Annotated in this window: 18 protein-coding genes; 6 read left to right on the top strand and 12 right to left on the bottom strand. The window is 65.0% G+C overall.

Annotated elements, in window-relative coordinates:
- Nucleotides 1-121 precede the first annotated feature (121 nt).
- From RT424_RS10760 to RT424_RS10750, 3 genes are all read left to right on the top strand, one after another.
- The gene (locus tag RT424_RS10760; protein WP_313437551.1) at nt 122-2,437 is read left to right on the top strand and encodes a CDC48 family AAA ATPase; all 2,316 of its coding nucleotides are present in this window, start codon (nt 122-124) and stop codon (nt 2,435-2,437) included.
- 193 nt (nt 2,438-2,630) lie between these two features.
- Nucleotides 2,631-3,413: a glutaminyl-peptide cyclotransferase gene (locus tag RT424_RS10755; RefSeq protein ID WP_313437548.1), complete on the top strand. Its 783-nt coding sequence runs from the start codon at nt 2,631-2,633 to the stop codon at nt 3,411-3,413.
- A 123-nt stretch (nt 3,414-3,536) separates the two neighbouring features.
- Nucleotides 3,537-5,114 carry an ABC-F family ATP-binding cassette domain-containing protein gene (locus tag RT424_RS10750; RefSeq protein WP_313437547.1) on the top strand — a complete coding sequence of 526 codons (1,578 nt, stop codon included), beginning with the start codon at nt 3,537-3,539 and terminating at the stop codon, nt 5,112-5,114.
- 2 nt (nt 5,115-5,116) lie between these two features.
- Here the strand turns inward: RT424_RS10750 and RT424_RS10745 are convergent, their stop codons facing one another.
- Both RT424_RS10745 and polA read right to left on the bottom strand, forming a co-directional pair.
- On the bottom strand, nt 5,117-6,274 hold the full coding sequence (locus RT424_RS10745) for a mechanosensitive ion channel family protein (RefSeq protein ID WP_313437544.1): 1,158 nt from the start codon (nt 6,272-6,274) through the stop codon (nt 5,117-5,119).
- A 268-nt stretch (nt 6,275-6,542) separates the two neighbouring features.
- Nucleotides 6,543-9,383 carry a DNA polymerase I gene (gene polA / locus RT424_RS10740; protein WP_313437541.1) on the bottom strand — a complete coding sequence of 947 codons (2,841 nt, stop codon included), beginning with the start codon at nt 9,381-9,383 and terminating at the stop codon, nt 6,543-6,545.
- Nucleotides 9,384-9,632: 249 nt separating this feature from the next.
- Between polA and RT424_RS10735 the strand changes: the two genes are divergently transcribed.
- Nucleotides 9,633-9,965 carry a hypothetical protein gene (locus tag RT424_RS10735; RefSeq protein WP_313437539.1) on the top strand — a complete coding sequence of 111 codons (333 nt, stop codon included), beginning with the start codon at nt 9,633-9,635 and terminating at the stop codon, nt 9,963-9,965.
- Nucleotides 9,966-10,065: 100 nt separating this feature from the next.
- Here RT424_RS10735 and RT424_RS10730 read toward each other — a convergent pair whose 3' ends face one another.
- From RT424_RS10730 to RT424_RS10715, 4 genes are all read right to left on the bottom strand, one after another.
- Nucleotides 10,066-11,136, bottom strand: coding sequence for a serine hydrolase (locus tag RT424_RS10730; RefSeq protein ID WP_313437536.1), 1,071 nt, complete (start codon nt 11,134-11,136; stop codon nt 10,066-10,068).
- 218 nt (nt 11,137-11,354) lie between these two features.
- Nucleotides 11,355-12,998, bottom strand: coding sequence for a chaperonin GroEL (groL, locus tag RT424_RS10725; RefSeq protein ID WP_313437534.1), 1,644 nt, complete (start codon nt 12,996-12,998; stop codon nt 11,355-11,357).
- A gap of 120 nt (nt 12,999-13,118) precedes the next feature.
- A complete protein-coding gene (gene groES, locus RT424_RS10720; RefSeq protein ID WP_086492655.1) occupies nt 13,119-13,406 on the bottom strand; it encodes a co-chaperone GroES in 288 nt (95 codons plus the stop codon).
- 165 nt (nt 13,407-13,571) lie between these two features.
- Complete coding sequence (locus RT424_RS10715) at nt 13,572-14,951, bottom strand: MATE family efflux transporter (RefSeq protein ID WP_313437530.1); 1,380 nt, start codon at nt 14,949-14,951, stop codon at nt 13,572-13,574.
- A 147-nt stretch (nt 14,952-15,098) separates the two neighbouring features.
- Here RT424_RS10715 and RT424_RS10710 point away from each other — a divergent pair, with 147 nt between their 5' ends.
- Nucleotides 15,099-15,536 (top strand): c-type cytochrome, encoded by a 438-nt coding sequence (locus RT424_RS10710; RefSeq protein WP_313437527.1) that lies wholly within the window; start codon nt 15,099-15,101, stop codon nt 15,534-15,536.
- Between the two features lie 22 nt (nt 15,537-15,558).
- On the opposite strand, the gene RT424_RS10705 is transcribed toward RT424_RS10710, so the two are convergent.
- The 6 genes from RT424_RS10705 to RT424_RS10680 all read right to left on the bottom strand — a co-directional run bounded on the left by RT424_RS10705 (nt 15,559) and on the right by RT424_RS10680 (nt 19,005).
- Nucleotides 15,559-16,515 carry a bifunctional helix-turn-helix transcriptional regulator/GNAT family N-acetyltransferase gene (locus RT424_RS10705; RefSeq protein WP_313437524.1) on the bottom strand — a complete coding sequence of 319 codons (957 nt, stop codon included), beginning with the start codon at nt 16,513-16,515 and terminating at the stop codon, nt 15,559-15,561.
- Nucleotides 16,516-16,674: 159 nt separating this feature from the next.
- Nucleotides 16,675-17,046 carry a 50S ribosomal protein L7/L12 gene (gene rplL / locus RT424_RS10700; protein WP_021232876.1) on the bottom strand — a complete coding sequence of 124 codons (372 nt, stop codon included), beginning with the start codon at nt 17,044-17,046 and terminating at the stop codon, nt 16,675-16,677.
- Nucleotides 17,047-17,133: 87 nt separating this feature from the next.
- Nucleotides 17,134-17,646 carry a 50S ribosomal protein L10 gene (gene rplJ / locus RT424_RS10695; RefSeq protein WP_313437521.1) on the bottom strand — a complete coding sequence of 171 codons (513 nt, stop codon included), beginning with the start codon at nt 17,644-17,646 and terminating at the stop codon, nt 17,134-17,136.
- A gap of 320 nt (nt 17,647-17,966) precedes the next feature.
- On the bottom strand, nt 17,967-18,203 hold the full coding sequence (locus RT424_RS10690) for a helix-turn-helix transcriptional regulator (protein ID WP_313437518.1): 237 nt from the start codon (nt 18,201-18,203) through the stop codon (nt 17,967-17,969).
- Entirely contained in the window at nt 18,203-18,751 is a 549-nt protein-coding gene (locus RT424_RS10685) for a DUF2975 domain-containing protein (protein ID WP_313437515.1), read from the bottom strand. The genes RT424_RS10690 and RT424_RS10685 overlap by 1 nt, the downstream gene beginning before the upstream one ends.
- A 20-nt stretch (nt 18,752-18,771) precedes the next feature.
- Entirely contained in the window at nt 18,772-19,005 is a 234-nt protein-coding gene (locus RT424_RS10680) for a hypothetical protein (RefSeq protein WP_313437512.1), read from the bottom strand.
- A 422-nt stretch (nt 19,006-19,427) separates the two neighbouring features.
- Between RT424_RS10680 and rpoB the strand changes: the two genes are divergently transcribed.
- Nucleotides 19,428-21,893, top strand: a 2,466-nt coding sequence (gene rpoB, locus RT424_RS10675) for a DNA-directed RNA polymerase subunit beta (RefSeq protein WP_313437509.1), incomplete at its 3' end; no start/stop codon positions are given.

Genomic DNA, 21,893 nt, shown 5'->3' with positions numbered 1-21,893 from the left:
ATCCGCAGTGGCCGTTGGTTGGTTTGAAATCCGGGGAGCCGATACCTAGTTCCAGTTCACGTCCCGGACGGCCCGCGCAAACTGGCGCCTGGCCGGAATCGGGAGGATGGAAAGGACCCCCATGGCGGACGCCACAACCCATGTCGACGAACGCACGGTGAAACTGCAGGTCGCGGCAGCCCGTCAGGAAGAAAGCGGACAGGGAATTGCCCGTCTTTCGCGCGCTTCTCTGTCCGAGATCGGCGCGATGGAAGGCGATGTGCTCGAAATCATCGGCAAGACCGCCACCGTCGCCCGCGCCGTGCTCGCCTATGACGAGGACGAAGGCCTTCAGGTCATCCGCCTCGACGGGCTCCAGCGCGGCAATGCCGAAGTGGGCTCCGGCGACCACGTCACCGTGCGCAAGGCCGAATCGCGCCCGGCGCAGCGCGTGGTGTTCGCACCCGCGCAGAAGGACATGCGCCTGCAAGGCCCCTCGGCCGCTCTCAAGCGCAACTTCTTCCAGCGCCCGATGGTGCAGGGCGATCTCGTCGCCACCACCGGCCAGCAGCAGGTCGCGGACATTCCTCCGCAGCTGCGTCGCATGTTCAATGCACCGGCTTATGCGCTGACGCAGATCCGCCTCAACGTCGTCTCCACCACCCCGCGCGGCATCGTCCACATCGACGAAAACACCGAAGTGGAACTGCGCGAAGTCTTCGAGGAAGCGCATGATGCGCGCGGCGACGTAAACTACGACGACGTCGGTGGCATGAGCGACACCATTCGCCAGCTGCGCGAGATGGTGGAACTGCCGCTGCGCTATCCCGAACTGTTCACCCGCCTCGGCGTCGCCCCGCCCAAGGGCGTGCTGCTGCACGGCCCGCCAGGCACCGGCAAGACGCGCCTGGCACAGGCGGTCGCCAACGAGAGCGAGGCCAACTTCTTCACCATCAACGGGCCCGAGATCATGGGCTCCGGCTATGGCGAGAGCGAGAAGGCCCTGCGCGAAGTCTTCGAGGAAGCCACCAAGGCCGCGCCCGCGATCGTCTTCATCGACGAGATCGATTCGATCGCCCCCAAGCGCAGCCAGGTCCACGGCGAGGCGGAAAAGCGCCTGGTCGCCCAGTTGCTCACCCTGATGGACGGCATCGACAGCCGCGCCCATGTCGTGGTGATTGCCGCCACCAACCGGCCCGACGCCATCGACGAGGCACTGCGCCGCCCCGGCCGCTTCGACCGCGAGATCGTCATCGGCGTGCCGGACGAGGCCGGTCGCCGCGAGATCCTGGGCATCCACACGCGCGGCATGCCGCTGAGCGAGCGGGTGGACCTCGGCGAACTCGCGCGCACCACCCATGGCTTCGTCGGCGCCGACCTCGCTGCCCTCGCCCGCGAGGCAGCGATCGAGGCGGTGCGCCGCATCATGCCCAAGCTCGACCTTGAGGCCCGCACCATCCCCGCCGAAGTGCTCGACCATCTCCAGGTCTACCGCGAGGACTTCGTGGCCGCGCTCAAGCGCGTCCAGCCTTCGGCCATGCGCGAGGTCATGGTGCAGGTGCCGAACATCGGCTGGGCCGACATCGGCGGCCTCGACAATGCGCAGCTCAAGCTGAAGGAAGGCGTGGAACTGCCGCTGAAGAACCCGGAAGCCTTCCACAAGCTGGGCATCCGCCCGGCCAAGGGCTTCCTGCTCTACGGCCCGCCCGGCACCGGCAAGACCCTGCTGGCCAAGGCCGTCGCCAAGGAGGCCGAGGCGAACTTCATCTCGATAAAGTCCTCCGACCTCCTGTCCAAGTGGTACGGCGAGAGCGAGCAGCAGATCGCCCGCCTCTTCGCCCGCGCCCGTCAGGTCGCGCCTTGCGTGATCTTCATCGACGAGATCGACAGCCTCGTGCCCGCGCGCGGCATGGGCGGCGGTGGCGGCGAGCCGCAAGTGACGGGCCGCGTGGTCAACACGATCCTTGCCGAGATGGACGGGATGGAAGAACTGCAGTCGGTCGTGCTGATCGGCGCAACCAACCGCCCTGCCCTCGTCGATCCCGCGCTGCTGCGTCCCGGCCGCTTCGACGAACTGGTCTATGTCGGCACACCCGACGAGGCCGGGCGCGAGCATATTCTCGGCATCCATACCAGCAAGATGCCGCTGGCCGGCGACGTTTCCCTGCGCGACGTGGCCGCACGGACCGAGCGCTTCACCGGCGCAGACCTGGAAGACGTGGTGCGCCGCGCGGGCCTCATCGCGATCCGCAAGCGCGGCGCCGAAGTGGAGCAGGTCCGGCGGGAGGACTTCGAGGATGCCCTCGAAGACAGCCGCGCCACCGTGACCGAGGAGATGGAAGCCGAATACGAGCGTATGAAGGGCGAGTTGAAGAAGCGGGCGATGGAAGTGATTCCGATCGGCTTCATCGCCCCCGGCATGGTCGAGTCCCGCCGCGAGAAGAAGCACGGGGATTGAATTACGTCGTCCCGGGCTTGACCCGGGACCGCTGGCAAATCTTGAGGCGCTACCTCGCGAGCAAGGCGCGGCCAGGCCAGCGGTCCCGGATCAAGTCCGGGACGACGATAATCTGTTAGGCACACCAATCGACGATAATCTGCACGGCACGGTAATCCTTGCGAACCGTCCTGCCTTGCGGCACCTCCCGCGCATGACCTCTCCGCTCCGCACCGTGCTCGTCGCCGCCATCGCCCTCATCGCGGCGGTTCCCGCCGCGCAGGCGAAGGACGTGCCGGTCTGCTCCTACCGCATCGACAATGCCTACCCCCACGATACCGGCGCCTTTACCGAGGGCCTGCTGTTCGACCGGGGCGTGCTCTACGAAAGCACCGGCCGCGAAGGCGATTCCCGCATCGTCGTGCGCAAGTTGGAAACGCTGGAGCCGATACATGAGGCGCAAGTCGACCCTGCCGTCTTCGGCGAAGGGCTGGTCGACTGGAAAGACCAGCTCATCAGCCTCACCTGGCGTGACGGCATCGGCTATCGCTGGGACCGCGCGACGCTGAAGCTGCTGGGCACGTTCCGCTATGAGGGCGAAGGCTGGGCCATGACCCGCCACGGCGAGACGATCTACCAGAGCGACGGTTCCGCCACGCTGCGCCTGCGCGATCCGGCGACGATGCGCCAGACCGGCAGCCTTGCCGTGACGGCCGAAGGCAAGCCGGTGCCCAGTCTCAACGAGCTGGAATGGATAGGCGGCGAGATCTGGGCCAATGTCTGGATGACCGACCGCATCGCCCGGATCGATCCGAAGACCGGCAAAGTCACGTCCTGGCTGGACCTGACCGGCCTGCGCGAACAGGCGGGCGGGCGCGGCGTGGACGCCGTGCTGAACGGCATTGCCTGGGATGCACCGGCAAACCGCATTTTCGTGACCGGCAAGAACTGGAACCAGATCTTCCAGATCGTCCCGGACTGCACGAAACGCTTCTGACTTGCGCATCACTTGCCCGGGCGGGCCGCTTGCGGTAGAAAGCGGCCAACAAGCCAAGGAATGGATCGATGAACGACTGAGCACATAGCCCGTTTTTCCCAAACGCTATCTGCCGGTGTTCCCATGACATTCCTGACTCTCGACCGCGTGGCCTGCTCGGCCCCAGACGGTTCCCCGCTTTTCTCCGACCTCACCTTCTCGCTCAGCCGCGAGACGCTCGGCCTTGTCGGTCGCAACGGCGCGGGCAAGAGCACCCTGCTGCGCGCGATCGCCGGGGAAGCGCCGATTCTGGAAGGCACGATCACGCGACAGGGCCGCGTCGGCCTGCTGCACCAGCTTCCGCCCGACGACCGCGTCAGCGTGGCCGAAGCGCTAGGCCTCGCCGCCCAGTTCGCCCGCCTCGATCGCATCACCCAGGGCCGGTTCGACGACGACGATTTCGAGCTGGCCGACTGGACCCTGCCCGAACGCCTCGAAAAGGCCGCCGCGCTGGCCGGTTTTGCCGATCTCGATCCCCAGCGGCCGCTCTCCGGCTTCAGTGGCGGGCAGCGCACCCGGCTGATGCTGACCGGCCTCCTCATGGGCGAGCCGGACGTGCTCCTGCTGGACGAGCCCACCAACAATCTCGATGAGGCGGGCCGCAAGGTGGTGGCGGACCTGCTCGACGGCTGGCACGGCGGCGCCCTTGTCGCCAGCCACGATCGCGAACTGCTGCGCCGTGCCAATCGTATCGTCGAACTGACCGGCACGGGCGTCCACATGGTCGGCGGCGGCTGGGATGCTTTCGACGAGCAACGCAGCCGGGAGCGCGCCCGCGCCGCCGAAGTGCTGGAACGGAGCGAAGACGCCCTGCGCCGTTCACGTCGCGAACGTCAGGAAGAGACCGAAAAACAGGCCCGGCGCGACAGCAGGGGCCGTCAGGATGCCGCCCGGGGCGGCGCACCGAAGATCCTGCTCGGCGCCCGCAGGCAGCGCGCCGAGGAAACCGGCGGACGCCAGGGCAAGCTGGGCGACGAGCGCGTGGGACGCGCGCAACAGGACCTCGAAACGGCGCGCCGCGACGTGGAAGTGCTCGCCCCGATTCATATCGAGCTGCCGGCCAGCGGCCTGCCCTCCGGCCATGTCCTGATCGAGGCCCGCGGCATTACCTGCATGCGCGGCGGAAGGCACTTGCTCGGTCCACTCGATCTGGTGATCCGCGGCCCCCGGAGAATCGCCGTCACCGGCGCCAACGGTTCGGGCAAGACCAGCCTGATCCGCATTCTCGCCGGGCTGGACCAGCCGGACCAGGGCGAGATTAGCGCCGCGAGATCACGCAGCGCGCTGCTGGACCAGCACGTCTCGCTCCTCGGCGACAGCGGCACCGTGCTGGATGCCTACTTGCGCCTCAATCCAGGGACCGACCGCCACGCCGCCCATGCCGCGCTGGCCCGCTTCGGCTTTCGCAATGCCTGGGCGGAGCGCGCGGTAGGCGGTCTTTCCGGCGGCGAGCGGATGCGTCTGGCGCTGGCCTGCCTTTTCACCCGGCGCGAGGTGCCCTGGCTGCTGATCCTCGACGAACCGACCAACCACCTCGATCTCGCCTCTGTGGAAATGCTGGAAGAGGCCCTGCACGGCTATGACGGCGCAGTGGTCTGCGTCAGCCACGATGCGGCCTTTCGCGAGGCGCTGGGCCTGGAAGAGACCATCGCGCTAGGGTAAGTTCAATTGGCCCCGCTTGACTTGGCTATGCGCGCGTCCAGGTTGACCGATCCCGCGACCAGTTCCGCAAGCCCCGCGCTCGCGCCCAGTTCGACCGGCGCCACCGGCAAGGTCCGCCGCCGGACGAGAGCCTCGGGCTGGTTGCGGCGGATCCAGTCCATCATGCTCTCGCGCAGCTCGCAGCGCAGGTCGAACAGCGTCGGGCCATCGCGGGCGCTCATCAGCAGGCGGACCTCGATGGCCTCGTCCTTGCAATCGGTCACCTGAAGCACTTGCGCCCGCTTGTCCCAGAGACGGTGGGCGGTGATCTGGCGCGTATATTCCTCGCGGATCGGGCCGATGTCGGTGCCCTGGTCGAGATAGAGGAACACCGTGCCGAGCAGCTGCGATGTCGTCTTGGTCCAGTTCTGGAAGGTGTCCTCCAGAAACCGGTTGGACGGCACGACAAGGCGGCGCTCGTCCCACAGCCGCACGACGACGTAAGTGGTGCGGATATCCTCGATCCGGCCCCACTCGCCGTCGAGGATGATGACGTCGTCGATCGAAATCGGCTCGGTCATGGCCATCTGGAAGCCCGCGATCAGCGCCTTGAGCGCCGGCTGCGCCGCCGCGCCCACTGCCAGCGCGGCAAGTCCGGCCGAAGCCATCAGGGTCACGCCGATCTCGCGCACGCCGGGTATCGAAGCCAGCATGCCGGAAACGGTGAGGAACACGATCAGGAACGTGCCGATGCGGCTGAAGATCGAAAGCCGGGTGCGGCGACGGCGTGCGTTGCGATTGTTCTCCACGGAGATGTCGGCCCGCATGATCATCGCTTCCACGAAAGCACGCAGGATCGCAACGGCAACCCAACCCGTCAGTAGTGGCATCACGAAAGGCGCGAAGCGCTCCCACACCGCCTCCAATGCCGGGGTTTCACGCGCCGCCAGAACCACACCCATGGCGAGAAAGGCCCAGCGCGTCGGGCGATTGAGACGATTGACGACGATGTCGTCCGCTTCGCTCGCGCTGCGATGCGCGATCCGGTGGAGAATGCGGAATAACAGGGCGTGGACGATGAACGCCAGAGCGAGGCCGATCAGCGCGGCGATCAGCGCCATCAACGGACGTTCCGCCCAGTCCGGCAGGCCGCCGAGCAGGCTTTCGATGAAATCGATCATGGGGCTGAAACTATGCTGCATCGCAGCAGTTTCAGCGATCTGCTCGCTTCATCGGGCTTTCGGGGCAGGTCGGGGAAGAAAGGCCGGAGGAGATAGCTGGAGAAGAAGCCCGAAAAGAAAGCCCGTCGTCCCGGACTTGATCCGGGACCGCTGGCAATTCTTGAGGCGCGACATTGCAGGAACGCGCCTTGCCGCTAGTTGGATGATGCGAGGCCAGCGGTCCCGGATCAAGTCCGGGACGACGTTGTGCAAAATTTCTTGACGTGCCTCAGTGGGCCGCCCCCCAGCTTAGGCCGGAACCGATCTCCACGCCCAGCGGAACGTCCAGTTTCACCGAGGGCTCGGCCGCCCCCGCCATGACATTGCGGATCACGTCCGACGCCGCCGCAACGTCACCCTCGGGCAGCTCGAACACGAGTTCGTCGTGCACCTGGAGCAGCATGCGCACATGGCCCAGGCCCGCCGCCTCCAGAGCCGGCATCATGCGCACCATGGCGCGCTTGATGATATCGGCGCTGGTGCCCTGGATCGGGGCGTTGATGGCGGCGCGCTCGCTACCTTGGCGTTCGGCGCCGTTCTTCGAGGTGATGCGCGGGAACCAGGTCTTGCGGCCGAACAGCGTTTCCGAATAGCCGCGCTCGCGCACTTGCTCCAGCGTGTGGACGATGTAGCGCTGGATGCCCGGGAAGCGCTCGAAATAGCGGTCGATCATCGCCTGCGCCTCGTCCGCCTCGGTGCCGAGACGGCCTGCGAGGCCCCAGCGAGAGATGCCGTAGAGGATGGCGAAGTTGATGGTCTTGGCCCGCCCGCGCGTGTCGCGGTCCACGGTGCCGAACATTTCCATCGCCGTGCGCGAGTGGATGTCCTCGCCCTGGGCAAAGGCTTCCTTCAGGCTGGGCACATCGGCCATGTGCGCGGCAAGGCGCAGTTCGATCTGCGAATAGTCGACCGCAAGCAGGACATTGCCCGGCTCGGCCACGAAACAGTCGCGGATCTGGCGCCCGATCTCGGTGCGGATCGGGATGTTCTGGAGGTTCGGATCGGTGGAGGAAAGACGCCCGGTCTGCGCGCCGACCAGGCTGTAGCTGGTGTGGACGCGCCCGGTTTGCGGATTGATCGCCGCCTGCAAGGCCTCGGTATAGGTCGAGCGCAGTTTCGAAAGCTGGCGCCATTCCAGCACCTGGGTAGCCACTTCGGCGCCCTCGCTCGCCAGCTTTTCCAGCACCGACTGGTCGGTGGAATACTGCCCGCTCTTGCCCTTCTTGCCGCCCTTGTAGCCGAGCTTTTCGAACAGGATATCGCCAAGCTGCTTGGGGCTGCCGATGGTGAATTCCTGGCCGACCTTGCCGTGGATCTCGCTCTCCAGCTTGCCGATGGCCTCAGCGAACTGGCTGGAGAGACCGGCGAGCTTCTCGCGATCCACCTTGATGCCATGGCGCTCCATCTGGGCCACCACCGGGATCAGCGGCCGGTCGACACGCTCGTAGATCCGCGTGCCGCCCTCGTCCGAGAGGCGCGGCTTGAGCAGCGAATGCAGCCGCCAGGTCACGTCCGCGTCCTCGGCCGCATAAGGCGTGGCGCGGTCGAGCGGCACTTCGCCGAAAGGAATCGCCTTCTTGCCGGTGCCGCAGACGTCCTTGAAGGCCATGGTCTTGTGCGAGAGATGGCGTTCGGAAAGCTCGTCCATGCCGTGGCCGCCGCCGATGCCCTCGATCTGGCGGCCCGCGTCGAGGCAGAAGCTGACGATCATCGTATCGTCCACCGGCGCGACCAGGATGTCATGCCGGGCCAGGACGTTGAGGTCGTACTTGATGTTCTGGCCGACCTTGAGCACCGCATCGCTTTCCAGCAGCGGCTTGAGCAGCGCCAGTGCCGTCTGCAGCGGCACTTGCTGCGGCTTTTCCGCGAACATATCGCTGCCGCCGTGGCCGAGCGGGATGTAGCAGGCATCGTTCGGCCCAAGCGCAAGGCTGATACCGGCAAGGTCCGCCTTCATCGCATCGAGCATCGAGGTTTCGGTGTCGATGGCAAGGACATGCGCGGCCAGCCCGCGTGCCACCCAGCGCTCCAGAGCCTCGACCGTCTGCACGCATTCGTAGGCGGCATAGTCCACCGCCGGCCATTCGGGCAGCGGCTGGCGCGAAGCGCCTTCGGTCGCACTGCCGGCGGCAGTGACCGGCTTGGCCGGATTGAGCTGGGTCGGACGGTCCGGGCTGCCGCGCCCCCCGTCCAGACGCTTGAGCAGGCTGGTAAAACCGTGCTTGCCCAGGAAGTCGGCCAGCGGCTCGGGCGGGATCGCATCCAGCTTGAATTCGTCCAGCGCCATCGGCAGCGTGCAGTCTTCCTTGAGCGTGACCAGCACCTTGGACAGGCGCGCCTGGTCGGCCTGCTCGATCAGGCGCTCTTGCAGCTTGGACTTTTTCATCGACGGTGCCGCTGCCAGCGCCGCCTCAAGGTCGCCGTAGTCCTGGATCAGCTTGGTTGCGGTCTTGGGGCCGACGCCGAACACGCCCGGCACGTTGTCCACCGAGTCCCCCATCAGCGCCAGCACGTCGCCCACCTTTTCGGGCGGGACGCCGAACTTCTCGACCACTTCGGGAATGTCGATGCGCTGGTTCTTCATCGTGTCCAGCATGTCGATACAGCCGCCACCGATCGCACACTTGCCCACGAGCTGCATCAGATCCTTGTCCGAGGAAACGATGGTCACGTCCCAGCCCTGTCGCGTCGCCTCGCGGGCGTAGGAGGCGATGAGATCGTCCGCCTCGAAGCCCACTTCCTCGATGCAGGGCAGCGAGAAGGCGCGGGTGGCGTCGCGAATCAGCGGGAACTGCGGGACCAGATCCTCGGGCGGGGGCGGGCGGTTGGCCTTGTAGTCGTCGTAGATGTCGTTGCGGAACGAGTGGCTGCCCGCATCGAGGATAACCGCGAGGTGCGTCGGGCCATCGGCCTTGTTCAGGTCGTCCGCCAGCTTCCACAGCATCGTCGTGTAGCCGTAGACCGCGCCGACCGGCGTCCCTTCCGGGTTCGTCAGGGGCGGCAGGCGGTGATAGGCGCGGAAGATATAGGCCGAACCATCGACGAGGTAGAGATGCTGCTTGGAATCCATGGCCTGATCCCTAGCAGCGCGGGCACCGGCCGTCAGCAGCCCAGTGACACGCGGCCGGTGAAATCGGCCGATGAGAGCGAGCGGGAACCAATTCGCTCCACGGTCGTTTGCCCGCGACTGCTTGAAACGCATTCGCGACCGGCCTAGTTTCCCGCTCAAGGGGCGAAGCCGCTCATATCTGCGGATGGGCTCACGGGGGTTTGTCTTTTTAGCAAACGCTTTTTAGCAAAACGAGGGAATACCGAGAACATGCGCAAGATCGTTATCGCCGCCACTGCCGCCGTCGCAGCCCTGTCGCTCGCCGCCTGCTCGGAAAAGACGCAGGATGCCGCTTCGGACACCGCCACCTCGGCCGCCGGCGATATGTCGGAAGCCGCTGAAGACGTGGGCGATGCCGTCAGCGATCTCGGCAACAAGGCCTCGAACGTCGCCAACGATGCCGCCGATGGCGTGAAGGACGCTGCCGCCGACGCCGCCAAGAAGGCCGAGAAGACCACCGACGACATCGCCGCCGACGCCGAGAAGGCCGCCGCCGACGTCACCGATGCCGAGAGCACCCCGCACACCAACGATCAGCACTGATCGGCCGCGAAGCCCGATCACCAGAAAAAGGCGCTCCGGACTGCTCCGGAGCGCCTTTTTTCATGCCGGTAAGGCCGCTTCAACGCGAAGCGGCCAGGCCTCAGCGCGCAGCGGTGCGGTAGGCCAGGCCCTCGGCCAGGTAACCGTTGTAGATCGTGCGGGCGATGCTGGCGATCCGGGCCTCGCGGTTGGGGCGGGTGCCCTGCCCGGTGACGTAGATCGCCACGGCATAGGCGTTGCCGTCCGGCCCTTCGATGATGCCGATATCGCTGGATGTGTTGTTGAGCGACCCGGTCTTGTGCGAAACGGTGACCTCGGCGGGAAGCCCCGCGCGGATGCGCCGCTTGCCCGTGACGGTGCGGCTCATCGCCCCCAGCAGCACGTCACGCCCCTGCTTGCTCATCCATTTGCCCTGGTAGATTCCCGCGAGCAGTTCCACCACCGCGATCGGCGTGGCGCTGTCCCGCTTGTCGACGACCTTGGCCGGATCGATGGCGCCGTCATCGCGCACCAGGGTGGCGATGTCGCGATCGATATGCCACTCCTCGATGCCGGTGCGGCGCACCCAGGCGTTCACCGCCGAAGGGCCGCCTACCACCTTGAGCAAGGCATCGGTGGCGTAGTTGTTGGATCGGGTGATCATGATCTCGATCAGCTGGCGCGCGCTCATGTAAGTGCCGGCGCGCACCGGCGCGATCGAGCTGGAGAACGGCGCGGAAGGCACCGGCACCATCAGCGGGAATTCGCTGGAAAGCGTCCACTTGCCCTTGTCCACACCGTCCAGGAAAGTCGCGGCGATGGCGATCTTGCTGGTGCTGGCCATGGGGAAGCGCTGGTTGCCGAGAACGTCCACCATGCGGCCGGTGGACAAGTCCATGGCGGCCACGCCGATGCGGCCGTGCGAGGCTTCCGCCACAGCGGCAAGCTGCTTGCCGAAATCGCTGGAATAGGTGCGCGGCTGCCGTTGCTCGGTGCCGAACACCGAATCGAACGAATCCTGCACGTCGCCGATGGCGGCGGCTTGCGCGCGAAACTGGGCTTGGGCCTGGGCCTGAGCGGGCGCGGACGCCAGCAGGCCGAGAGTCATGCTCCCGGTGGCCAAGGTTGCAACCTTGAGGAAGCGCCTGGTGCCCATGCGGCACCGCGCGACGAGTTTGTCTGCCCCGATCATGCAGATCCCACCCTGTGCTTTAACATGTTCCCGTAGAGTTAACGCGAACGAGGCAAAGCGCCAGCCTTGCGCGATGAATTGCATGTTCCATGCGGGCAATTGCTTGGAATCGAACAATCCTTTCGCGCAGATGAACGAATTGGTCTTCGCGAAGAAAACGAAAAGGGCCGGAAGGATCGCTCCTTCCGGCCCCAATTCGCGTCGGTGACGGGAGTGGCTTAGAAGCCGCCCATTCCGCCCATGCCGCCCATGTCGGGCATTGCCGGCATGGAAGCCTTGTCTTCCGGCTTGTCGCTGATCGCCGCTTCGGTGGTGATCAGCAGGCCGGCGACCGAAGCCGCATCCTGAAGCGCGGTGCGCACGACCTTGGTCGGGTCGATGACGCCGGCGGCCTTCAGGTTCTCGTAGACGTCGGTGGCGGCGTTGAAGCCGATGCCTTCGTCCGACTGGTCGAGCAGCTTGCCCGCGATGACGGCGCCGTCGCTGCCGGCGTTCTCGGCGATCTGCTTGACCGGGGCGGTGATCGCCTTGCGGATGATGTCGATGCCGCGGGTCTGGTCTTCGTTGGCGCCGGTCAGGCCTTCGAGAGCGCGCGTCGCGAAGAGCAGCGCGGTGCCGCCGCCGGGGACGATGCCTTCTTCAACGGCAGCGCGGGTCGCGTGGAGAGCGTCGTCGACGCGGTCCTTGCGCTCCTTCACTTCGACTTCGGTCGCACCGCCGACCTTGATGACGGCAACGCCGCCAGCAAGCTTGGCCAGACGCTCCTGGAGCTTTTCGCGGTCGTAGTCCGAGGTGGTGACTTCGATCTGCGAACGGATCTGGTCGACGCGGCCCTTGATGTCTTCATGCGAACCGGCGCCGTCGACGATGACGGTGTTGTCCTTGTCGATGGTGACCTTCTTGGCTTCGCCAAGCATGCCGAGCGTGACGCTCTCGAGCTTGATGCCCAGGTCTTCCGAGATCATCTCGCCGGCGGTCAGCGTGGCGATGTCGCCCAGCATGGCCTTACGACGATCGCCGAAGCCCGGAGCCTTGACGGCTGCGATCTTCAGGCCGCCACGCAGCTTGTTGACGACGAGCGTGGCCAGGGCCTCGCCCTCGATGTCTTCGGCGATGATGAGGAGCGGACGACCCGACTGCACCACGGCTTCCAGGATCGGAAGCAGCGCCTGGAGCGACGAGAGCTTCTTTTCGTGGATGAGGATGTACGGGTTTTCGAGTTCGACCGTCATCTTCTCGGGGTTGGTGACGAAGTAGGGCGACAGGTAGCCGCGGTCGAACTGCATGCCTTCGACGACGTCGAGTTCGAATTCGAGACCCTTGGCCTCTTCGACGGTGATGACGCCTTCCTTGCCGACCTTTTCCATGGCTTCGGCGATCTTCTCGCCGACTTCGGTGTCACCGTTGGCGGAGATGATGCCGACCTGGGCGATTTCCGACGAACCGGCGACCGGGGTCGAGCGGGTCTTGAGGTTCTCGACGACCTTGAGGACGGCGAGATCGATGCCGCGCTTGAGATCCATCGGGTTGATGCCGGCGGCAACCGACTTCATGCCTTCGCGAACGATCGCCTGGGCGAGAACGGTCGCGGTGGTGGTGCCGTCACCGGCCTTGTCGTTGGCCTTCGAGGCCACTTCGCGCAGCATCTGCGCGCCCATGTTCTCGAACTTGTCCTTGAGTTCGATTTCCTTGGCGACCGAAACGCCGTCCTTGGTGATGCGGGGAGCGCCGAAGCTCTTCTCGATCACGACGTTGCGGCCCTTGGGGCCCAGGGTCACCTTGACGGCATTGGCGAGGGTATCGACGCCGGCGAGAATGCGTTCACGCGCGTCGCGGCCGAACTTTACGTCCTTGGCTGCCATTTTGAATTCCTTTGTTCGTCATCCCGGACCTGGTCCGGGATCGCGGGCGGGTCAGCGCCCAAGATATGTCGTGCAGGAACACCGCGATCCCGGATCAGGTCCGGGATCTTCGCAATCGGCTCAGCCGATCACTCCGAGGATGTCCGATTCCTTCATGATCAGCAGGTCTTCACCGCCGACCTTGACCTCGGTGCCCGACCACTTGCCGAACAGCACGCGGTCGCCAACCTTGACGTCGAGGGGGGTGATGGTGCCGTTTTCGGCGCGGGCGCCGGTACCGACGGCGACGATTTCGCCTTCAGCCGGCTTTTCCTTGGCGCTGTCGGGGATGATGATGCCACCGGCCGTCTTTTCTTCGGCCTCGACGCGGCGCACGAGAACACGGTCGTGCAGCGGGCGAAAAGTCATGGGGATCTCCCTTATCCTACGAACTAAAAGGGCAAGAAACTGGAATTGGCACTCACACTCGAAGAGTGCCAACGGCCGTGGATATGGTTCGGCCCCGTAGCGGCGTCAAGCGTCGGCCCGGCAAAAATTTCTCACCCGGTATGGATGCAAGATGAGACGAGAGCGTTACACCCGGTCGAGGTGGAACTCTTCGCGCCAGTGCCAGCGGGCGATGAGCATGAATGCCGCCACCGTCAACCCCACGGCAAGGCCGATCCATACGCCCACACCTTCCAGCGGCGTGAACAGGCCCAGTACCGCCGAAGTCGCAAAGCCTGCGGCCCAGTATCCGAACAGGGCAATCGCCATCGGCACACGCGTATCCTGTATGCCGCGCAGCGCCCCTGCGGCCACGGCCTGAAGCCCGTCGGTCAGCTGGAATATCGCCGCCACGAACAGGAAGTGGAGCGCAAAGCCGACGAGGACGGCGTTCTGGGGCGCCTCCACATCGACATAGGCCGACAGAATCAGACGCGGGGCCAGGAGCATCGTCGAGGCGGAGAGGACCATGAAGATCATCGCCACGGTGATCGCCGCCCAGCCCGCCTGGCCGACGCCCAAGCGGTTGCCCGCGCCATAATGATAGCCGACGCGGATCGTCGCCGCCTGCCCCACGCCGAACGGCACCTGGAACGCGAAGGCCGCGATCTGAAGGGCCACGGTATGAGCGGCAAGCTGTGCTTCGCCGATCCGCCCCATGAGGAAGGCGGCACCGCTGAACAGGCCGCCCTCCGCGATCAGCGTCGCGGCGATCGGCAGGCCGAGCGCAAGGATCTGGCGCAGGCGCTGCCATTCGGGACGCCAGATGCGTCCGAACACCTGGTAACGCCGCAGTCTGCGATCGCCGCGGATGGCGATGACATAGGCCAGCACCATGACGCAGGCCGTCGTGATGCTGGCTATCGCCGAGCCCATCAGACCCAGTTCGGGAAAACCGAAGTGCCCGAACACCAGCACGTAGTTGCCTAAAGCATTCACGCCGATCGCAAGCGCGGTGATGAGAGTCGCGAAGAACGGCCTTCCAAGCGCGGAAACGAATGTGCGAAGCACGTTGGCGATCGTCATCGGCAGCACGGCGATCGAAACGATCTTGAGGAAATGCGCAGCCAGCCCCGCAACTTCAGGCTCCTGCCCGGTAACGTCCATCAGCCATTCGCCGAACTGCGAGATCGCAATGGCGCCCAGGCTGAACATCACCGCCACCCAGAGCGCCATGCGCGCGGAGCGGCGCACTTCGCGCACCGAAGTGGAGCGGCGGCCGATCTCGGCGGCGATCAGCGGGGCGACTGCGCCGGTGACGCCGTTGATGCCCATCATCATCAGGGCGACGATGGCGATGGCCAGGCTCGATGCGGCCAGAGCCTGCTGGCCGAGACGCGCCACGAAGATCACGTCGGTCGCAAAGACCGCCATCTGGAGAAGATTGGCGAGCGCGAGCGGCCCGGCAAGTCGCAGGGTGGCGCCGAGTTCGGCCCGGAAAGTCGAGGAAAGGTGCTGTGTCGCCATTTTCGCAGTCATTATCGGCAGGGTCGATAGGGGACGGGACCGAGTAGCGAAAGGAAATTCAGGGCCTGTTCCTCGGGATTTGCGCGATGTCATGGTCTTCCCATCGGACGGGCGGTGGAATAGGGCACCGCCAGCACCGGAGAAACCATGACGACTTCACGCCTGATTATCGCGTCTCCCCTGCTCCTGCTTGCCGCTTGCGGCGGGTCGCAGGACAATTCCGAAACACCTGACGATGCCGGTACGGCCGCCCCGACGGCATCCGCGAACTCAGCCGCGGCGAGTGCCAGACTCGCGAACGCCCCGCCCGGCTTCGCGACCTGCCGGTCCTGCCATTCGGTGGAGCCTGGCCGGAACGGCATCGGCCCCTCGCTGTTCGGGATCGTCGGCACCCGGGCCGGAGAAGTGCCCGGCTTCAATTTCAGCCCCGCCCTCAAGGCCTCGGGCGTGACCTGGGACCGCCAGTCGCTCGACACCTGGCTGCAAGGCCCCATGAAGATGGTTCCCGGCACCAAGATGGTGATCGGCGTACCCGATCCCCAGCGGCGCAAGGACGTGATCGACTACCTCGAAACCCTGAAGTGACGGCCGGTCGGGGATCCGCGCCCTAAACGCCGGGCCCTGCATAGCGCATCGCCACGTCGCATCGCTCATAACGCGCGCCATATTGAGCCATGATCCCGGCATCGTGGCGGAAGCCCAGCTTCTCATAGAGATGGATCGCCGCCTCGCAGTGCTTGTTGGTCAGCAGGTAAAGCGGATCGGCGCCCATTTCCCGCGCCCGCCCGATCATCGCGGCGAGCAGGAACTCCCCCGCCTTGAGGCCGCGCGCCGATTGTCGCACCCCCATCTTCGTCAGTTCGAAAGAACGCTCGCCCGTCTTCTGAAGCGCGCAGGCGCCGACCACGCCCAGCCCCTGTGCTTCCACGAATAGGATGGTGCCGCCCGGCTCGATGATGCGGCGGCGCGGATTTTCGAGGACGTCGCGGTCGGTGGGCTCCAGCTGGAACATCGCCTCGATCCACTCGGCATTGATGTCATGGAAGTCCTGGGCAAGGTCATCGCTGAATTCGCGGATGGTCAGGACCGGAGGCTGGAGTCTTTCGTAACGGGCCACCATCGACGATTCGTCCAGCGCGGTTTCGACACGCTCGAGAAGCGCCAGCAGCGCCGCCGTCTCGCCTCCGCACATTTCGTCCACGGCAAGGCCGACGCCAGGCCAGACCTGCATTCTTGCCCGGTTCATGGCCGCCTGTCCGGCCGGAGTCAGTGAGACGAGGCGCTGGCGGAGATCGCTGCCCTGCTCCGTCTTCACCAGTTCGAGCGCGGCCAGCTGGCCGATCGCCCTTGTCACCCCTGGCTGACTGGATCCGACCGCTTCTGCAAGCTGGCCCACCGTCATCGCGCCTGCTTCCAGCGCGGTCAGCAGCGGCATCTGGCCAGGCTGCGCGGAAACGCCGGCCGCCTGGATGATCTGCGCCGCATCGCCCTGAAGACGCTCGGCCAGTCGCTTGAGTCGGCTGCCGAGATAGACACCGCCGAGGCGCGCGATCACATCAGTCACTTCATAAACTCCATACCACGTTATATATCGCGTTATGGATATTCGTTTCGCGCGTCAACAGGACAAAGAGAAAGGGCGGCCCCGAGGAGCCGCCCTTCCTTGTCTGCTCGGAAGAACCGAGAAGATCGATAATCGGCGCGGGCCAGGGCCCGCAGCGGACTACTTGAGCTCGACGGTGCCGCCGGCTTCTTCGATCTTCTTCTTGATTTCTTCGGCTTCAGCCTTCGAAGCGCCTTCCTTGACGGCCTTCGGAGCGCCTTCGACGAGAGCCTTGGCTTCAGCCAGGCCCAGACCGGTGATGGCGCGGACTTCCTTGATGACGTTGATCTTCTTGCCACCGTCGCCGGTGAGGATCACGTCGAATTCGGTCTTTTCTTCGACGGCAGCGGCTTCACCGGCCGGGGCAGCAGCCACGGCAACGGCAGCAGCGGCGGAAACGCCCCATGCTTCTTCGAGAGCCTTGGCGAGGTCAGCGGCCTCGAGGACGGTCAGCTGCGACAGTTCTTCAACAAGCTTGGCGATATCGGCCATGATAATAACTCCTGATCTGTGGTCCACCGTGAGCCTCATGCCCAGCGGCGGAATAAATCGTTAGAAAAGCGTTGCTTAAGCTCGAACTCAAGCAGCCTTGTCGGCGTAGGCAGCGAAGACGCGCGCCAGCTTGGCCGCCGGAGCGGTCTGAAGCTGGGCGATCTTGGTCGCCGGAGCCTGAACGAGGCCGATGAGCTTGGCGCGCAGTTCGTCGAGCGAGGGCATCGAGGCGAGAGCCTTGACACCCGTTGCATCCAGAACCTGCGAACCCATCGCGCCGCCGACGATCTCGATCTTGTCGGTCGTCTTGGCGAAGTCCACGACAGCCTTTGCAGCAGCGACGGGGTCCACCGAAGTGGCGATGGCCGTCGGGCCGGTCAGGAAGTCGTCGATACCGGCATAGTCGGTATCCACGATGGCAAGCTTGGCAAGACTGTTCTTCGCAACCTTGTAGGTCGCACCCGCGTCACGGATCTTGCCGCGCAGGGCAGTGGACTGAGCCACCGACATGCCGAGGTTGCGGGTGATGACCACCACGCCGACCTCATTGAAGACCGCGTTGAGCTGGGCGACCGAATCGGCTTTCTGCGAACGATCCATGCCTTACTCCTTCACATGTGACCGCTTGGGACTTGCGCCCCGCACGGCCGGCTACGTTTGTCCGAAGCGCTGATGCACTTCGGGCGAGTCCGTTGGCGAAGGGGAAGGAGTTTTTCGTGCCGAAACACGAACCTGGCACCACGCTTCGAAAAAGGAGCGAAGGACCGGAAAATTTCCTGTTCCCCGTCTAGGCTGGAAATTAAGCCCCCCGCAAATGGGAAGCACCAACTGTCTCGGACGGATGAACCATGGGCCGAGACCCATGTGGTTCGGCCGCGCCTTTGGCTGAAAGCGCGGCCGGAGTCAAGCAGGAGGTGTAGTCAACCTTGCCCGGGATCGTATCCCAGCAGGTCGCCCGGCTGGCAGTCCAGTTCCCGGCAGATCGCCTCCAGCGTCGAAAAGCGGATCGCCTTGGCCTTGCCGGTCTTGAGGATCGAGAGATTGGCGAGCGTGATGCCGATGCGCTCCGCCAGTTCGGTCAGCGTCATGCGGCGGGCATGGAGCAGGTCGTCCAGCTTCACCACGATGCCCGCGCCTTCGGTGCCGTCTTCCCCCATTACACGGTCCCTTCCAGTTCGGCGCGCATTTCGGCGCCCTTGCGGAAGACCCGGGCGAGGATGAAGAGAATCAGCATCAGCAGGAGCCCGTTGCCGGAAATGCCGCCCATCGTTTCCAACTTGGTGTGACCTTCGCCGATCCGGTTGACCCACGCCCCGAGGCCCGACAACGGCAAGCCCAGCAGCTGCACGACCAGCGTCAGCCACGCCATCTGCGTCAGCCGCACGGCATTGTCCGGCACGAAGGGATCCCCTTCCCCCACGGTGCCGACGATATGCTTCAGCAGCTGGAAGATGCGGAACAGAACACCGCAGAGGATCGCGGCCACCGCCAGGATCGCGCTGACCACCCAGAAGAACTGCGGCAGCACCAGCGGCATGTCCCTGGCCATCTCCACCGATATGTCGTTTCGGAAGACGAGCAGCAGCGGAACCGCGACGATACAGGCGGCGATGGCGATGACCATGCTGGCCATCAGGAACCAGAGCAGCCCCCTCGCCACGGCGAGCAGCGGGTCGCGGGTGATCGATTGCATGGTGGAAGTCATGATGCCAGCCCTTCCCGTGTTTACATCAGTGCCGGCGCGGCGGGTGCCGCGATGACGATCCGGGCGCCCTGATCAGAGAGCCCGTAAGACGACGCCGCGGCACCGTCGGCGGCCTGCGCCGGCACCGAAATCGTCGGCAGCCAGCAGGCAGCTACGAACGCCGCCGAAAGAAGGATCGCGAATGGGCGGGAGACCGCCGGGTTATGCGAGAAGACCATTGTTCGTTCTCCGATAAGCTCGATATCGAAAATCAATAATCCCTGATTCGCTTATCGTCAATCAATAATATTGAAAAACGATATATCGCACATTGTTTAACGAGATCGAGACCAAGGCGGCAGGCATCCGGCGACTGCCTCCTTGACGGCCGGGGTAGCGGCGGGTTCGTTTGACAGCACGGCAGGCGGCTCCTATATGCGCCACTCGCTCGATCGCTTCGAGCAAGGCCGGTCCATGCGCGGGGACTGGCCCGGGAAGGAAGCGATACGGGTTTCATCTGACGCGAAAGGCTGCTGGCCGCAACGGTAGAACCCTAGGGTTTCCGCGCGTGCCGGGCGGCCTTTTCGCGTTTCGGATGCCTGTTGCAAGACAGGATAGACGTCACTCGCGACGACGAATTTTTATGGGCCGGTTCATGCGAATCGGTCATCAGAAGCGAAGAGGCAAAGACCAGCTCATGGCCACCAAGCCCGCAAGCGTCCGATCCGCCAAGAAGCGGATCCGCAAGATCTTCGGCGACATCCACGAAGTCGTCCAGATGCCCAACCTGATCGAGGTCCAGCGCGAGAGCTACGAACAGTTCCTGCGCTCGAACCCGGCCACGGGCTATGTCTCGGGCCTGGAAAAGACCCTGCGCTCGGTCTTCCCGATCCGCGACTTCGCCGGCACCAGCGAGCTGGACTTCGTCCACTACGAGCTGGAAGAGCCGAAGTACGACGTGACCGAGTGCCGCCAGCGCGGCATCACCTATGCGGCCCCGATGAAGGTCACGTTGCGCCTGATCGTGTTCGAAGTGGACGCCGAGACCGAAACCCGCTCGGTCCTCGATATCAAGGAGCAGGACGTCTACATGGGCGACATGCCGCTCATGACCGAGAACGGCACCTTCTTCATCAACGGCACCGAGCGCGTGATCGTGTCGCAGATGCACCGTTCGCCGGGCGTCCTGTTCGACCATGACCGCGGCAAGACGCACTCGTCGGGCAAGTTCCTCTTCGCCGCCCGCGTGATTCCGTATCGCGGTTCCTGGCTCGACTTCGAGTTCGACGCCAAGGACATCGTCAACGTCCGTATCGACCGCAAGCGCAAGCTGCCGGTGACCTCGCTGCTCTACGGCCTCGGCCTGGATAGCGAGCAGATCCTCGACTACTTCTACGAAACCGTGACCTGGAAGCGCGGCTCGGGCGGCTGGCAGCTGCCCTACCAGTCCGAAGCATGGCGCGGCGCCAAGCCGGCGTTCGACATCGTCGACGCCAAGTCCGGCGAAGTCGTATTCCCGGCCGGCACCAAGATCAGCCCCCGCGCCGCCAACAAGGCGCAGAAGGACGGTCTTGAAGAGCTGCTGATCCCGACCGAGGAAATCTTCGGCCGCTACTCGGCCAAGGATCTGATCGACGAATCGACCGGCCGCATCTACATTGAGGCCGGCGACGAAGTCTCGCCCGAGAACCTCGAAGCGCTCGATCGCGCGGGCATCGACCAGATCGACCTGCTCGACATCGACGACATCAACACCGGTCCCTGGATCCGGAACACGATGAAGGCCGACAAGGCCGACAATCGCGACATGGGTCTGGAAGCGATCTACAAGGTCATGCGTCCGGGCGAACCGCCGACGAAGGAAACCGCCGAAGCCCTCTTCGCCGGCCTGTTCTTCGACGCCGACCGCTACGACCTCTCGGCCGTGGGCCGCGTCAAGCTGAACATGCGTCTCGGCCTCGACGTCGAGGATACCGTCACCACCCTGCGCACCGACGACATTCTCGCGGTCGTGAAGGAACTGGTCGGCCTCAAGGACGGCAAGGGCGAAATCGACGACATCGACAACCTCGGCAACCGCCGCGTGCGTTCGGTGGGCGAGCTGCTCGAAAACCAGTACCGCGTCGGCCTGCTCCGCATGGAGCGCGCCGTGAAGGAGCGCATGTCGTCGGTCGACGTGTCGACGGTCATGCCGAACGACCTCATCAACGCCAAGCCCGCCGTGGCCGCCGTTCGCGAGTTCTTCGGTTCCTCGCAGCTCTCGCAGTTCATGGACCAGACCAACCCGCTCTCGGAAGTCACCCACAAGCGCCGCGTCTCGGCGCTCGGGCCGGGCGGTCTTACCCGTGAGCGTGCCGGCTTCGAAGTCCGCGACGTTCACCCGACCCACTACGGCCGCATCTGCCCGATTGAAACGCCGGAAGGCCCGAACATCGGTCTGATCAACTCGCTGTCGACCTTCGCCCGCGTCAACAAGTACGGCTTCATCGAAACGCCGTACCGCCGCGTCGTGGACGGTCACGTGTCGAAGGACGTCGTCTATCTCTCCGCCATGGAAGAGCAGAAGCACACCGTCGCGCAGGCGTCGGCCGGGCTGAACACCGACGGTTCGTTCGTCGAGGAACTCGTCTCGGCTCGCCAGAACGGCGAATTCGTGATGAGCCCCCGCGACCAGATCACGCTGATGGACGTTTCGCCCAAGCAGCTCGTCTCGGTGGCCGCCTCGCTCATTCCGTTCCTGGAAAACGACGACGCCAACCGCGCACTCATGGGCTCGAACATGCAGCGTCAGGCCGTGCCGCTCGTGAAGGCGGACGCTCCGTTCGTCGGCACCGGCATGGAAGAGACCGTTGCGCGTGACTCGGGCGCCGCGATCTCGGCGCTGCGCGCGGGTATCGTCGACCAGGTGGACGCCACCCGTATCGTCATCCGCGCCTCGGGCGATATCGAACCCGGCAAGTCCGGCGTCGACATCTACCGCCTGCAGAAGTTCGAGCGTTCGAACCAGTCGACCTGCATCAACCAGCGTCCGCTGGTGAAGGTGGGCGAAGTGATCCAGGCCGGCGACACCATCGCCGACGGTCCCTCCACCGAGCTTGGTGAACTGGCTCTGGGCCGCAACGTGCTCGTCGCGTTCATGCCCTGGAACGGCTACAACTACGAA

The sequence above is a fragment of the Novosphingobium sp. genome (assembly GCF_032093395.1).
Taxonomy (GTDB): Bacteria; Pseudomonadota; Alphaproteobacteria; order Sphingomonadales; family Sphingomonadaceae; genus Novosphingobium.
Note: the sequence above shows the minus strand (reverse complement) of the source record. Positions and strands in the feature narration are given on the sequence as shown.

Excerpts from the sequence above, each read along its gene's own strand:
- RT424_RS10730 (WP_313437536.1), bottom strand. The coding sequence starts at position 11,136 with ATGATCGGGGCAGACAAACTCGTCGCGCGGTGCCGCATGGGCACCAGG.
- rplJ (WP_313437521.1), bottom strand. The coding sequence starts at position 17,646 with ATGGATCGTTCGCAGAAAGCCGATTCGGTCGCCCAGCTCAACGCGGTC.
- groES (WP_086492655.1), bottom strand. The coding sequence starts at position 13,406 with ATGACTTTTCGCCCGCTGCACGACCGTGTTCTCGTGCGCCGCGTCGAG.
- RT424_RS10735 (WP_313437539.1), top strand. The coding sequence starts at position 9,633 with ATGCGCAAGATCGTTATCGCCGCCACTGCCGCCGTCGCAGCCCTGTCG.
- RT424_RS10710 (WP_313437527.1), top strand. The coding sequence starts at position 15,099 with ATGACGACTTCACGCCTGATTATCGCGTCTCCCCTGCTCCTGCTTGCC.
- polA (WP_313437541.1), bottom strand. The coding sequence starts at position 9,383 with ATGGATTCCAAGCAGCATCTCTACCTCGTCGATGGTTCGGCCTATATC.
- RT424_RS10745 (WP_313437544.1), bottom strand. The coding sequence starts at position 6,274 with ATGATCGATTTCATCGAAAGCCTGCTCGGCGGCCTGCCGGACTGGGCG.
- RT424_RS10750 (WP_313437547.1), top strand. The coding sequence starts at position 3,537 with ATGACATTCCTGACTCTCGACCGCGTGGCCTGCTCGGCCCCAGACGGT.
- RT424_RS10760 (WP_313437551.1), top strand. The coding sequence starts at position 122 with ATGGCGGACGCCACAACCCATGTCGACGAACGCACGGTGAAACTGCAG.
- RT424_RS10685 (WP_313437515.1), bottom strand. The coding sequence starts at position 18,751 with ATGACTTCCACCATGCAATCGATCACCCGCGACCCGCTGCTCGCCGTG.
- RT424_RS10690 (WP_313437518.1), bottom strand. The coding sequence starts at position 18,203 with ATGGGGGAAGACGGCACCGAAGGCGCGGGCATCGTGGTGAAGCTGGAC.
- groL (WP_313437534.1), bottom strand. The coding sequence starts at position 12,998 with ATGGCAGCCAAGGACGTAAAGTTCGGCCGCGACGCGCGTGAACGCATT.
- RT424_RS10755 (WP_313437548.1), top strand. The coding sequence starts at position 2,631 with ATGACCTCTCCGCTCCGCACCGTGCTCGTCGCCGCCATCGCCCTCATC.
- RT424_RS10715 (WP_313437530.1), bottom strand. The coding sequence starts at position 14,951 with ATGGCGACACAGCACCTTTCCTCGACTTTCCGGGCCGAACTCGGCGCC.
- rplL (WP_021232876.1), bottom strand. The coding sequence starts at position 17,046 with ATGGCCGATATCGCCAAGCTTGTTGAAGAACTGTCGCAGCTGACCGTC.